The 13,000-nt window shown below is 68.4% G+C and carries 12 protein-coding genes; 3 read left to right on the forward strand and 9 right to left on the reverse strand.

Features of this window, described 5'->3' with window-relative positions:
- The 5 genes from Q8M82_RS20440 to Q8M82_RS20460 form a co-directional block, all read right to left on the reverse strand.
- On the reverse strand, positions 1–989 hold a 989-nt coding region (locus Q8M82_RS20440), incomplete at its 3' end, for a gamma-glutamyltransferase family protein (protein ID WP_305693137.1).
- Between the two features lie 98 nt (positions 990–1,087).
- Positions 1,088–1,915, reverse strand: coding sequence for a creatininase family protein (locus tag Q8M82_RS20445; RefSeq protein WP_305693138.1), 828 nt, complete (start codon positions 1,913–1,915; stop codon positions 1,088–1,090).
- Positions 1,916–1,947: 32 nt separating this feature from the next.
- Positions 1,948–2,769, reverse strand: coding sequence for an ABC transporter permease (locus Q8M82_RS20450; RefSeq protein ID WP_305693139.1), 822 nt, complete (start codon positions 2,767–2,769; stop codon positions 1,948–1,950).
- Entirely contained in the window at positions 2,766–3,722 is a 957-nt protein-coding gene (locus Q8M82_RS20455; RefSeq protein ID WP_305693140.1) for an ABC transporter permease, read from the reverse strand. The genes Q8M82_RS20450 and Q8M82_RS20455 overlap by 4 nt, the downstream gene beginning before the upstream one ends.
- Positions 3,719–5,251, reverse strand: coding sequence for an ABC transporter substrate-binding protein (locus tag Q8M82_RS20460; RefSeq protein ID WP_305693141.1), 1,533 nt, complete (start codon positions 5,249–5,251; stop codon positions 3,719–3,721). Before Q8M82_RS20460 ends, Q8M82_RS20455 begins: the two co-directional genes overlap by 4 nt.
- A gap of 221 nt (positions 5,252–5,472) precedes the next feature.
- Between Q8M82_RS20460 and Q8M82_RS20465 the strand changes: the two genes are divergently transcribed.
- Positions 5,473–6,165, forward strand: a complete 693-nt coding sequence (locus tag Q8M82_RS20465) for a GntR family transcriptional regulator (protein WP_305693148.1) — start codon at positions 5,473–5,475, stop codon at positions 6,163–6,165.
- 6 nt (positions 6,166–6,171) lie between these two features.
- Here the strand turns inward: Q8M82_RS20465 and Q8M82_RS20470 are convergent, their stop codons facing one another.
- A complete protein-coding gene (locus Q8M82_RS20470) occupies positions 6,172–7,173 on the reverse strand; it encodes an MBL fold metallo-hydrolase (RefSeq protein ID WP_305693142.1) in 1,002 nt (333 codons plus the stop codon).
- Between the two features lie 250 nt (positions 7,174–7,423).
- On the opposite strand from Q8M82_RS20470, the gene Q8M82_RS20475 reads away from it, so the two are divergent.
- Positions 7,424–8,386, forward strand: a complete 963-nt coding sequence (locus Q8M82_RS20475; protein ID WP_305693143.1) for a LysR family transcriptional regulator — start codon at positions 7,424–7,426, stop codon at positions 8,384–8,386.
- A gap of 14 nt (positions 8,387–8,400) precedes the next feature.
- Here Q8M82_RS20475 and Q8M82_RS20480 read toward each other — a convergent pair whose 3' ends face one another.
- The 3 genes from Q8M82_RS20480 to Q8M82_RS20490 form a co-directional block, all read right to left on the reverse strand.
- Positions 8,401–9,240, reverse strand: coding sequence for an HTD2 family dehydratase (locus Q8M82_RS20480; RefSeq protein ID WP_305693144.1), 840 nt, complete (start codon positions 9,238–9,240; stop codon positions 8,401–8,403).
- Between the two features lie 136 nt (positions 9,241–9,376).
- A complete protein-coding gene (locus Q8M82_RS20485) occupies positions 9,377–10,534 on the reverse strand; it encodes an acyl-CoA dehydrogenase family protein (protein WP_305693145.1) in 1,158 nt (385 codons plus the stop codon).
- 111 nt (positions 10,535–10,645) lie between these two features.
- A complete protein-coding gene (locus Q8M82_RS20490; RefSeq protein WP_305693146.1) occupies positions 10,646–11,839 on the reverse strand; it encodes a CaiB/BaiF CoA transferase family protein in 1,194 nt (397 codons plus the stop codon).
- 246 nt (positions 11,840–12,085) lie between these two features.
- Here Q8M82_RS20490 and Q8M82_RS20495 point away from each other — a divergent pair.
- Positions 12,086–13,000, forward strand: a 915-nt coding sequence (locus tag Q8M82_RS20495; protein ID WP_305693147.1) for an ABC transporter substrate-binding protein, incomplete at its 3' end; no start/stop codon positions are given.

Here is a 13,000-nt window from a genome sequence, read left to right on the forward strand (position 1 = left end):
ACCTTGACGAAGGCGGGATCGGCGGTCGCCACCGCACGGTCGGCGAAGGCGATCTTCAGCGCCTCGGCCAGGAGATGGATCGCGTCCGGCGAGCCGAAGCCGAGCGCGCCGATGTCGTAGCCCTCGAGGATGTTCAACATCTGCGCGATGTGCACGCCGGACGAGGCCGGTGGCGGCGGCCCAAGGATCTCGTGGCCGCGATAGCTGCCGCGAATGGGTTCGCGCGTCTCGACGCGGTAGCCGGCGAGATCGTCCTGGCCGATCAGACCGCCATGGGCGGCCATGAAATCGGTCAGCGCCTTGCCGAGCGGGCCGCCATAGAGCGCGGCGGGCCCGATCTCGGCGATGAGGGCCAGGCTTTTGGCATAGTCGCTCTGGACCAGCCGCATGCCCGCAGGCAGTGCCTGACCCCCGCGCAGGAACAGCGTCGAGAGGCCCGGATCGCGCGAGAGGTCGGCGACATTGTCGGCGATGCAGTTGGAGAGATAGGGCGTCACCGTGAAACCGCGGCCGGCCAGCGCGATGGCCGGCTGCAGGACGTCGGCGAGCGGCAGCGTGCCGAAGCGGGCGAGGGCCTCGCACCAGCCGGCGAGCGCGCCGGGCACCGCGACGGCCTTGGGGCCGACGACGTTCTCGCGGTCGCGCACGTCGCGCTGCTTGCCGATCTCGTCGGAGAGGCAGTCATACATGTCCGGCGTGGCGCGCCGCGGCGCGGTCGAGAGTCCGTCCAGCACGACATGGCGGCCGTCGGCCATGCGGATATGAGCGAGCCCGCCGCCGAGGATGCCGACCATCATCGGCTCGACCACGGTCAGCGCGAAGAGGGCAGCGACCGCGGCATCGACCGCATTGCCCCCCGCCAGCAGCATCTGCGAGCCCGCTGCCGAGGCGAGGGGGTGGTTGGTGACGACCATGCCGCGCGAGCCGGTCGCCGGCTTCTTGTCGCAGGCAAAGGGAGTGACGCGGGGGGCTCGGGCGGTGGCGGTCATGGCGTTCGTGGTTCCGGAGCGTGGACGGGCCGTGACAGCATCGCCCGTTCCGGCGAGCCAGGGGAGGGCCACCGCGGCATGCCGCGGCGGCGTCAGGATCAGGCTTCGACCTTGCTGGCGAAATGCGCGATGAAGCGGGCGCAGATGTCGGTCAGCTTCTCGGTCAGCGCGGCCCCGGTCTGTGCGGAGCAGAGGCGCGGATCGCCCTTGGCGACGCCGAGATTATAGGTCTCGTCGTACTCGTTGGGCATGGCGACCTCGTGCCCGTCGAAGCTCGCAAGGCCCAGCCCGGTGAAGGGCAGGTCGAGGACCGGATCGCGCTTCAGCGGCTTGGCGTCGGGGATCAGGTCCTTGCGGATCAACTCGGGGAAGAGGTGCAGGCCGATCGAGGTCAGCGGGTCGGCGCCGTGGCCGGCGACGGCGGCGGCCTTGTCGGCACCGCCGAGGATGCCCGGTAGCAGGCCGTAGCCGATGCGCCAGAGATAAAGGCTGGGCAGCACGATGCCGTCACGCTGATAAAGTTCGCGCGCCACCTCCGAGATCGGCCCGACATTGCCGCCATGGCCGTTGATGACGATGATCCGGGTCAGGCCGTTGCGATGCAAAGAATCCACCATTTCGGCGATCACGGCGGTCAGTGTCGCCTGCGAGATCGCGATGCCACCGGTCATCGAACCGAACCAGTCGGCCCCGCCGAAGGGTAGGACGGGCGCGACCAGCGTGCGCGTGCCGGCCTTGGTGGCTCGGAGGGCGGCGAGCTCGGCGATCTTCTCGGCCAGGAGATAGTCGCCCATCGGGGCATGGGGGCCCTGGTCCTCATGGCTGCCCATCGGCAGGAGGATGACGGGGTTCTCGGACAGGATCTCGCGAGCCTCGCCCCCGGTGATCGTGCCCATATGGACGAGGGGATCGGTCTTGGCAGCCATGGGACTTTGTCCTTGCAGGTTACGGTGGTGGTTCAACGACCGGCGGTGCGCGGGTCGAGCGCGTCGCGCAGGCCGTCGCAGAGCAGGTTCATGGCGAGGATGGTGAGCGTCAGCGCCGCGCAGGGCCAGACAAGCAGCAGCGGCGCCTGCTCCATGGTGGCGCGCGCGCCGCGGATCATCAGCCCCCAGGAGGGGGCCGGCGGGACGACGCCGAGACCGAGGAAGGACAGCCCACTCTCCAGCACCACGGCGGCGGCGACCGCGAGCGAGAGCTGGACCAGGATCGGCCCGGCGATGTTGGGCAGCACGGTCCGCAGCAGGAGATAGGCGGGCCGGGCGCCGAGCGCGCGCGTCGCCTCGACATAGTCCCGGCTCTTCACTGCGAGCACCTCCGCATGGGTGACGCGGGCGAAGCCCGGCAGATAGAGCACCGAGAGCACGAGGATCAAAGTCGCGGCGCCGGGGCCGAGCAGGGTCACCACCAAAAGAGCCAGAAGGATCGGCGGGAAGCAGAGCACGATGTCCATGCTGCGCACCGAGAGAAAGGCGGCGGCGCCCTTGCCCCAGCCGCCGATCAGACCCAGCAACACGCCGATGGCGCCGGCCGTCAGGGCGGAGGCGAAGGCGACGCTCAGGCTGGTGCGCGCGCCCCAGAGCAGGCGCGAGAGCACGTCTCGCCCGAACTCGTCGCGGCCGAGCCATGAGCCCGCCATCGGGCCGGCGAGGCGGTTGGCGACGTCCTGGCGGATCGGGTCGGGCAGGGGGAAAAGCGGTGCGCAGAGCGCCGCCAGCGCGATCAGGGCGACGAAGCCGCCGGGCAGCCAGAGGCGCTTCAAATGCCGGTTGCCGCTCATGAGTGGGCCACGCGCGGGTCGAGCCAAGCGTGGACGAGTTCGACCACGAGGTTGAGCAGCAGGAACAGCACCGAGATCGTCAGCACGATGCCGACCACCATGGGGTAGTCGCGGCCCTCGACCGCGCGCAGCAGCGGCGTGGACATCCCCGGCCAGTTGAAGACGTATTCGACCAGCACCGTGCCGCCGAGCAGCGTGCCCATCTGCAGGCCGAGCACGGTGACGACCGGGTTCAGCGCATTGCGCAGGACATGGACGATGATGACGCGGGTGGGCGAGAGGCCCTTGGCGCGGGCGGTGCGGACATAGTCGTTGGCGAGCGCGTCCAGCATCGCGGCGCGCGTCATCCGGAACAGCACGGCGGCCAGCCCCTTGGCGATGGCGATGGCGGGCAGGATCAAGAGCTTGAGATGCTGCACCGGGTCCTGCGCAAAGGGCACGAAGCCGCCGGCCGGCATGATCCGCAGCGTCTGGGCGAAGAGCAGCACGAGCAGCGTGCCGAGAACGAAGACGGGTACGGCGAGCAGCAGCGCGGTCACGGCGGAGGCGGCGCGGTCGAAGGCGCCGCCGCGGTCGAGCGCGGCGAAGACTCCCGCCGGCACGCCGATCAGGATGGCGATGACGCTCCCAGCGGCGATCAGCTCCAGGGTGCGCGGCAGGCGCAGCGCGATCTCGCTGATCACCGGGTAATCGTCGATGAGGGAGGTGCCGAGATCGCCGCGCAGCAGCCCACCGATAAAGGCGGCGTATTGCGCGAAGAGCGGGCGCTCAAGGCCGAGCTTCTCGCGCAGCTCGGCGACGGAGGCCGGATCCGGCGAGACGCCGCCGGTCGAGAGCAGGAGCTCTGCGGGGTCACCCGGCACCATGTGCAGCGCCAGGAAGACGATCGTCGCGACGAGCCAGGCAAGGCCCGCGACGACGGTCAGCTTGCGCGCGAGCCAGGTCGCGCTCATCCGAAATAGGTCTCTTCGAGCATGTTGCCGGAGGAATTCGAGAGCGCGCCGGGCAGGTTGGTGAAGCCCATCACGCCCTTGTCCATGCCGTAGCCTTGGCTGCGCCAGGCGAGGCCGACGAGCGGCACCTCCTCCAGCGCCGCCCGCTGCATCTCCTTGTAGATCTCGACGCGCTTGGCCTGGTCGAACTCGGCGCGGCCCCTGGCGAGAGCGGCGATGGTGCGCGGCGCGTCGACGCGGAAGGAGCGGCCATGGCTCGGCGAGAGCGTCGTGTCGAGCACCACCGTCAACCCGTCCGGGTCGTTGTTGTCCGAAGAGACGCCGTGGATCGCCATGTCGTATTGGCCCTTCGAGCCGCGGGCGACGCGGGTCGACCAGTCGGGCAGCTGTAGCTCGCACTGGATGCCGATCGCGGCGAGGTGCTGCTGGACGATCTCGGCGGTATCCTTGTGCATGCCGAACTGGGCAGTCGCGAGCAGGGTGGTCTGGAAGCCGTTGCCGAACCCGGCCTCGGTCAGCAGGGCCTTGGCGCGGGCGGGGTCGTAGTTCCAGCCATGGGCGAGGTCCTTGTCCCACCAGGGTGTGCCCTCGGCGATCGGCAACCCCTCGAGCGGCTTGCCGCGGCCGAAGAAGGCGACCTTGACGATGTCCTCGCGACGCACCGCATGGGCGACGGCGCGGCGCACGCGCGGATCGTTGAAGGGCGGCTTGGTGCCGTTGAAGAGCACGTCCATGAACGGGCCTTCCTGGCTGTCGAGCTTGAGCCGGGGATCGGCCTCGACCGCCGCCATCGACTGCCAGGGGACATATTCGATCATGTCGACATCGCCCGACTGCAGGGCGGCGAAGCGCAGATTCTCGTCGGCATAGACGACGAACTTGATGCCCTTCAGCTTCGGGATGCCGGGCTTGTAGAATTTGTCGAAGGCCGCGATCTCGACCGAGGAGCCGCGCTCCTGGCCGACCAGCCGGAAGGGGCCGGCGCCGATCCACTCGGTGGGGGTCGATTTCCGCGAGACGATGAAGGTGTTGTAGTTGCCGAACCAGCTCGGCAGCGTTGCCTGCGGCGTCTTGGTGACCAGGCGGATCGTGCCCGGATCGGGGATCTCGATACGCTCGACGCTCTGGAACTGGCTGCGCATATAGGCCGTCGATTTCTCGCCGGCGATCTGCTCGATCGACCATTTCACGTCCTCGGCCGTGACCGGATCGCCATTGTGGAAGACGCAGCCGGGCCGGAGCTTGAAGACCCAGGCGCCGTCGCCGTCGAGGGCCCAGGAGGTCGCCAGTTCGCCGCGCAGCTCACCTTTGGGGCCGTAGGAGACGAGGCTGCGGTGGATCAGCATCTTGACCGTTCCGGCCGAGGCGCCGGTCGAGACCCAGGGCTGGAGATTGGGCGGAAAGGCCGAGAGGCCGTAGCGCAGGATGCCGGCGGCGCGCTGCGCGCTGGCCGGACGGGAGAGCAGCGGCAGGCTCGCGAAGGGCGCGGCCAGCCCGGCGGCCATCATCGTGCGGCGTGAGATCGTCATCGGCTTTCTCCTCGCTGTGGTCGTCCATGCCGGGCGCGTTGTCGCGTCTGTCCGGCGGCCCTCGACTGGCAAGAAGAGCGCCATCGGGCGCGCGACGCCAGTCCGGCAGCGCATGCCGGTCATGCGTCGTGTATACATGGCGGATTTTTGATGTCCGCCATCGAAGCGCCTAGAGTTGCCGCATCGACATGCCCGGATGAGGACGCCCGACCTTGAACGTGATGACGCCGCCCCAGGCGCAGGATGCGGAGAGCCGGCCGGCCCGGGAACGGGTCTATGCGCATGTCAGGGAGCAGATCCTGCGCGGCGTCTATGCCGGCGGCTCCTTCGTCGAGGAGGAGGCGATCTCCTCCGTCATGGGGGTCTCGCGCACGCCGGTCCGCGAGGCGTTCCACAGGCTCGAGGCGGAGCGCTTCATCGACCTGCTGCCGCGCCGGGGCGCGCTGGTGCGTCAGGTCACGGCGCAGGAGCTGGCCGATCTCTACGAGACCCGGCGCATGATCGAGGGCTATGCGGTCGCCCGCATCTGCCGGGAGAAGATCTTGCTGCCCGAGACGATGGAGGCGGTGCTCGACCGGCTCGACGCGATCGCCGGCGGCGACCATTTCGCCCGCGTCGAGCTCAACCGGGAGTTCCATTTCGGCATGGTGCAGGCGCTCGGCAACGAGGTGCTGTCGGAACTCTACCAGTCGCTGGGGGCGCGGCAGCAGCGCGTTGCGATGCGGGCGCTGGCGGTGGATCCGGGGCGAATCGAGCGCATCCGCGTCGAGCATCGCGACTTCATCGCGGCGCTGCGGGCCTTCGACGAGGCGCGGGCGCGCGCCGTCCTCGACGAGCATCTGCGCCCCGTGACCGGGGTGGTGTCGCGCCTGCCGGGTTATGGCCCGCCAGGCGCGAGCGACCTGGACACCTGATCAGTCTCAGACGGGGATGAGCTGCATCGGCGCCGGGTAATAGCGGAAGCCCTCGCCAGCCTTGGCGAGGTTGCCAAAGCCCGGCCAGGCGAAGTGGTAGGACATCACCGGCGTCTTCTCCTGCGCCAGCATCGTCAGGAGCCGCACGCGGGACTGCACCGCCTGCTTGGGGTCGCTGTCATAGGCGAATTCGAGGCGCGGGTTCTCGGTCAGCAGGACGGCGTGGTGGGTCAGGTCGCCGAGGAAGACGAAAGATTTTCCGGCCGAGGCGACCTTGAAGATGTGGTGGCCGGCGGTGTGGCCCGGGGCCGCGATGGCCTGAACGCCCGGCAGGAACTCCTGCTGGTCCTTGAAGAAGACGATGCGGTCTCGCACCGGCAGCAGGTTGGCGCGGGCATGCTCGATGAAGGCCTTGAGCGGCGAGCCCAGCTTGCCCTCGTCGGTCCAGAAATCGAAATCGATCTGGCTGATATGGATGCGGGCATTGGGGAAGAGGGGCTTGCCGTCCGCCGTGCAGATGCCGCCGATATGGTCGATATGGGCATGGCTGCAGACGATGTCGTCGATGTCGCCGGGCTTGATGCCGGCCTCTTCCATGCTCTTCATGAGCCGGCCGGTGGTCGGACCGAAGGCCTTGGAGAAGCCCATGCCGGTGTCGAACATGACGAGGCGGTCGCCGAAATTGACGATCGGGATGTTCTGCTCCAGCACGACGTTGTCCTTGGGCAGGAAGCTGCTCTCCAGCATGCCGTAGACGTTCTCCTTGGGCACGCCGAGGAAGCTCGTGCCGGGGTCGCCGAGCGGCAGCGGGCCGTCGGAGACGACGGTGACCTCCGCCGTGCCGAGCATGAAACGGTAGAAATAGGCCGGCTGCGTCTTGGACAGCGGCGCCTTGGCTGCGGCAGGCGCGATCAGCGGCAGGCTTCCACCGGTGGCGGCAAGCGCGGCGGCTGCGCCCAGGAAGCCGCGGCGGCTCGCCGACGGCAGACGGATCGGGTCGTTCGACATGGCATGTCCTCCTGATGGCAATGGGGTCCGGCTTTGCGGCCTGTGCTCTTGGGCTGCACGGGGGGCGTTCGCCTCTCCTTCGTCTCCGGGAAGGACGATGCACCTGCCTTGCCGGCCGGACCAATACCGGTTCGCTCTAGCGGCCATAACGCAAAGCTGGCGCAGTTGCGGGGCGTCGCTGGTCATGGGTGCGCGGCGCCGCTATGCAGGCCTGCGGCTTGCCGCAGGCCCAGGGGAGACCGGAACGGCGATGGATCTAAGGCAGCTTCGCTATTTCGCGGCGATCGTCGAACAGGGCTCCTTCTCCAAGGCCGCCACCAAGCTGCGCGTGGCGCAGCCGGCGCTGAGCCAGCATCTGCGGCATATGGAGGACGAACTCGGCGTCGCGCTGCTGCATCGCGGCACGCGCGGTGTGCTGCCGACGGAGGCCGGCGAGCGCCTGCTGGCCCGCGCGCATGTCATCCTGGCCGAGTTCGGGGCGCTGCGCGAGGCGGTGCGCGGCGAGGCCGAACTGCCCGGCGGCGAGGTCCGGATCGGCCTGCCGGGCACGGTGAGCGAGCAGTTCAGCGTGCCGCTGATCCAGGCGGCGCGCGAGCGCTATCCGGCGATCCGAATCCGCATCGCCGAGGCGATGAGCGGCTTCGTGCTCGACTGGCTGCGCCGCGGCGAGGTCGATCTCGCGATGATCTACTCGACCTCCGATCCCAAGGGGCTCGGCATCCACCATGTGTTGACAGAGGAGCTCTGCCTGTTCTGCGCTGCGGGGCCTGCGGTCGCACCGGCGCCGTTGGGGCAGGCGGTGACGATGGCCGATGCGGCGGCGCTCGACCTGATCCTGCCCGGCATCGGTCACGGCCTGCGCGACCAGATCGATGAGGCGGCGGTCTCGGCCGGAGCGACCATCCAGCCGGCGATCGAGATCGAATCCTACAGCCAGATCAAGCGGCTGGTGGAACAGGGCTTCGGCTACAGCATCCTGCCCCGGATGGCGGTGGCGGCGCAGGAAAAGGCCGGTCTGTTCCGGACCTGGCCGCTGGAGCGCCCGACGCTCCACCGCAAGGTTTACCTCGCCTATTCGACCGAGCGGCCGATGCCGGCGGCGGCGCGCGCCATCGGGCAATTGTCCTGGGAGATCCTGCGCGGCCTCGTCGCCGACGAGACCTGGACGGCGACGCTGGGCCAGGATGGCGGGCCGCCGACGCTGTACGGCTGAGGCTGGCTCCCCGCCTACAGCGGACGCGCCTTGCCTTCCATCCGCACGCGTCCATCGCCGCCTTCCGTCCAGGTCCGGATGCCGCCGTCGGGGTTGCGCCGGGCTTTGACGAGAAAGCGGCCGCCGGCGATCAGCGGGCTCAGGCCGCGATAATCGAGCGCGAGCGTCGTGGTTTCCGCCAGCGTCGCGGCGATGTTGAGCATCAGCGTCGCCTGGATCGGACCATGGACGACGAGCCCGTCATAGCCTTCCTCGGCGGTCGCATAGGGCCGGTCGTAATGGATGCGGTGGCCGTTGAAGGTCAGCGCCGAATAGCGGAAGAGCAGGGTCGGGCTGGCCTCGATCTCCCAGGCGAGATCGGCCGGCTCCGGCTCGACGGCGGCGGCAGGCGCGGCGGCCGGCAGGCTCGTGGCCTCGCGGTAGACGATGTCGTGGCGCTCGCGCAGCGCGAGGCCGCGCGGCGTCGAGACCTCGTGATGGACGGCGACGAAGCAGAGCGCGCCCGTGCGGCCCTCCTTGGCCGTGACGTCGCCAATCGTCGAGCGGCGCGTCACGAGGTCGCCCGCGCGCAGGGGCGCCAGCGCCTCGAGGCGGCCGCCCGCCCACATCCGGCGCGGCAAAGGCACTGGCGGCAGGAAATCGCCTTTGGCCGGGTGGCCGTCCGGGCCGAGCGCGCTCATCGGCGCGATCGGCGGCGCCAGGCACCAGTGCAAAGCGAGCGGTGCCTCGCCTTGCGGGCCGGGCGCAAGATGGGGGGCGAAGGTGGCCGCATAGCTCTCGATCAGGCGCGGCGTGACGAGGTCCGAGGTTTCCTCCGTGCGGCCGATCCAGCTGCGGAGATGGTCGATGTCCATGCGCTTTTCCCGTGGCGTCATTCTCGGGCGCAGCCCTCGGGTCCGATCCTGGATCGGCCCAAGGATAAACTCCGCGGAGACCCGAGGAACTCTGGCAGGAGATGCTCGGGTCGAGCCCGAGCATGACGGCGTGCCCTCAATAAGATCGCGGCATGCCCAGCACATGCTCCGCGAGATAGGACAGGATCAGGTTGGTCGAGATCGGTGCCACCTGGTAGAGCCGCGTCTCCCTGAACTTGCGCTCGATATCGTATTCCTCTGCGAATCCGAAGCCGCCATGGGTCTGGATACAGGCATTGGCCGCCTCGAAGGAGGCGTCGGCTGCGAGCATCTTCGCCATGTTGGCCTCGGCACCCGGATTCTCGCCAGCCTCGTAGAGCCGGATCGCCTCGCGCACCATCAGTTCGGCGGCGCGCATATTGGCGTAGGCCCGCGCGATCGGGAACTGGATGCCCTGGTTCTGGCCGATCGGCCGGCCGAAGACCTGCCGCTCCCTGGCATAGGTCGAGGCCTTCTCGATGAACCATTTCGCATCGCCGACGCATTCGGCTGCGATCAGGATGCGCTCGGCGTTCATGCCCGAGAGGATATAGCGGAAGCCTTTGCCTTCCTCGCCGACGAGATTCTCGGCGGGGATGCGGACATTGTCGAAGAAGACCTCGGTGGTGGCGTGGTTCATCATCGTCCGGATCGGCCGGATGGTGAGCCCGTTCCCGAGCGCCTCCCGCATGTCGAGCAGGAAGACCGAGAGCCCATTGGTGCGCTTGGCGACCTGCTCGCGCGGGGCGGTGCGCGCCAGCAGCAGCATCAGGTCCGACTGGGCGGCGCGGCTCGTCCAGATCTTCTGGCCGTTGACGATGTAATGGTCGCCCTCGCGCCTGGCGGTCATGCGCAGCGCGGTGGTATCGGTGCCGCTGGTGGGCTCCGTGACGCCGAAGGCCTGCAGGCGCAGTTCGCCCGAGGCGACGCGCGGGAGCCAGGCCTGCTTCTGCGCCTCCGAGCCGTGCCGGAGCACCGTGCCCATCACATACATCTGGGCGTGGCAGGCGCCGCCATTGCAGCCCTGGCGTTGGATTTCCTCCATGATGACGCTCGCCGCCGACAGCGTCAGCCCGGCGCCGCCATAGGCCTCCGGGATCAGCGCCGAGAGAAATCCGCTTTGCGTGAGCGCCGCAACGAACTCGGTCGGATAGGCCATCTCGCGGTCGAGCCTGCGCCAGTATTCGCCGGGGAAGCCGGCGCAGAGGCGGGCGACGGCGTCGCGGATCTCGGCATGGTCTGAGGAGTGTTGCATGGCGTCGCTTGTTCTGTTGTCGGGTTCGCTCAACCGCTGCGTCATCCCGGACGCAGCGAAGCGGAGTTCCCGGATCAATCGGAGGGCGGATAAGGCCCCGGAGAGTCCGCTCTACGATGGATCCCGGATCTGCGCGGCTTCGCCGCTTGTCCGGGATGACGGTGAGCTTCGTGAGAGAGGGGATTGGTCGCCAAACTCCGCCCGCAGCGCCTCGTCATGCTGGCCGAGTGCCGGCACGGCGCGCATCGTGACGCGCTTTCCGTCGACAATGGCCGGCGGGGCGAGGACCTCGACCGAGCCCGACGGCGTCGGCGTCGCCAGGGCGGTCGCGGCGGGGTGCGTGATCAGGTCGCCGACGCTGGAGACCGTGCCATAGGCGATGGCGTAGCGATCGAGCGCGGCGGTGACCTCGGCGAAGGACCGCGTCGCGAGCAGGGCCTGAACCTCGCGATCCACTGTCTCGCGCTGCCGCACGCGCAGCACATTGGTGGCGAAGCGCGCATCCTCGGCGAGCGCCGTGCTACCCAGCACCTCGCGGGCGAGGATCTGCCATTCGCGCTCGCTCTGGATCGAGATCAGCACATCGCCATTGGCGGTCGAGAAGACGCCATAGGGAGCAATCGAGGGGTGGGCGAGCCCGAGCCGCGGCGGCTCGATGCCGCCATAGCGCCGTGTCAGATAGGGCACGTTCATCAGGTCGCCCAGCGTGTCGAACAGCGAGAGCTGGATTGCGGAGCCCTGGCCGGTCTTCGCACGCCGCAGCAGCGCCTCGAGGATCGCGGCATAGGCCGCCTGGCCGGTGGCGATGTCGGCGATCGAGACGCCGATGCGCGACGGCCCCGAGGCCTGCGTGCCGGTGATGGCGGCGAGCCCGGATTCGGCCTGGACCAGCAGATCATAGGCCTTGCGGGTGTGGTGGGGCGTGCCGGGCGCATAGCCTGAGACGTCGCAGGTAATGAGTCTCGGATAGCGCGCGCGCAGGTCGTCCGCGCCAAGGCCGAGACGCCCGGTAGCGCCCGGCGCGAGGTTCTGGATGAAGATGTCGGCTTTCGCCAGCATGGCCTCGACCATGGCGCGGTCGTCGGCCTGCTTGAGATCGACGCGGCAGGATTCCTTGCCCCGGTTCAGCCAGACGAAATAGGAGGACAGGCCCTTCGCATAGTCGTCATAGCCTCGGGCGAAGTCGCCCTCGGCGCGCTCGAGCTTGATGACGCGCGCGCCGGCGTCGGCGAGCTTGCAGGTCGCGGTCGGCACGGCCACCGCCTGCTCCAGCGCCACCACCAGAATTCCTTCGAGCGCATTCATCGTCGTTTCGGCGAGCCGCCTTCCCGTCCCTTTCCGCAGACGGGCCGTGGAACCCTGGTCCAAGTCAAATAGGGTTTTGCGATGAGGGGCATAGCGAAATCCTCGTTGTTCAGTGACGTCCATAGGTAATCGCTATGGCCCTCATCGTTTTATCCTACTTGCCCCGTCGAAGCGCCCATGCACCCCTCTGGGCTCCAAGCAGCGTGCCGCAAGAGCGCGCATCAGAGACGATTCAGGGAGGTAACGATGGCCATCAAGAGATCTGCCGCGGTCGCATTCGCTTTGGGAGCGCTGATGGCGCTGCCGGCGCTGGCTCAGGACAAGCCGAAGGAGCTGGTGGTCGGCATCGCGACCTTCCTGTCGGGGCCGGCTTCTGTCTTCGGTGTTCCGGGCCGCAATGCCGCCGATCTGTTTTTCGAGGAACTCAATGCCAAGGGTGGCATTCTCGGCGTGCCGGTGAAGCCGGTCTATGTCGACGAGGGTGCCGGCACCAACCAGCTCATCTCGGAATATCGCCGCGTCGTGCAGGACCAGGGTGCGCAGGTGATGTTCGGGGCGATCTCGTCGGGCTCATGCAACGCGCTCGCCCCCGTCGCCGAGGACCTCAAGGTCGTCAACGTGATGTGGGATTGCGGCACGCAGACCATCTTCGAAGAAGGCAAGTGGAAGTATTCGGTCCGAACCCAGGGCCATGCCGGCGCCGAGATGATGGCGACGCTGCTCTACCTGATGAAGACCAAGCCGGACTTCAAGACGATCGCAGTGGTCAACCAGGACTATGCCTGGGGGCGTGAATCCTGGGCGCTGTTCCAGGCCGGGCTGAAGGCGCTGAAGCCGGATGTCAGGATCGTCGCCGAGTTGTTCCCGAAATTCGGCGCGCCCGATTTCTCGACCGAGATCACGCGCCTTTCGGCACTGCGGCCCGATGTCGTGCTCTCGACCTCCTGGGGCGGCGATCTCGACACCTTCGTGCAGCAGGCTGCGGCGCGCGGGCTCCTGAAGCAGTCGACCTTCGTGCTGCCTTTGGCCGAAAGCTCGATGGAGCGCCTGGGCGCCGTGATGCCCGAGGGCGTGATCGTCGGCGGCCGCGGCGACCACTACTTCCTGCATCCCAAGCACAAGAACTCGGCCGAGATGCAGAACTTCGTGAAGAAGTACCGC

The sequence above is a fragment of the Allobosea sp. genome, from assembly GCF_030694325.1.
Taxonomy (GTDB): Bacteria; Pseudomonadota; Alphaproteobacteria; order Rhizobiales; family Beijerinckiaceae; genus Allobosea.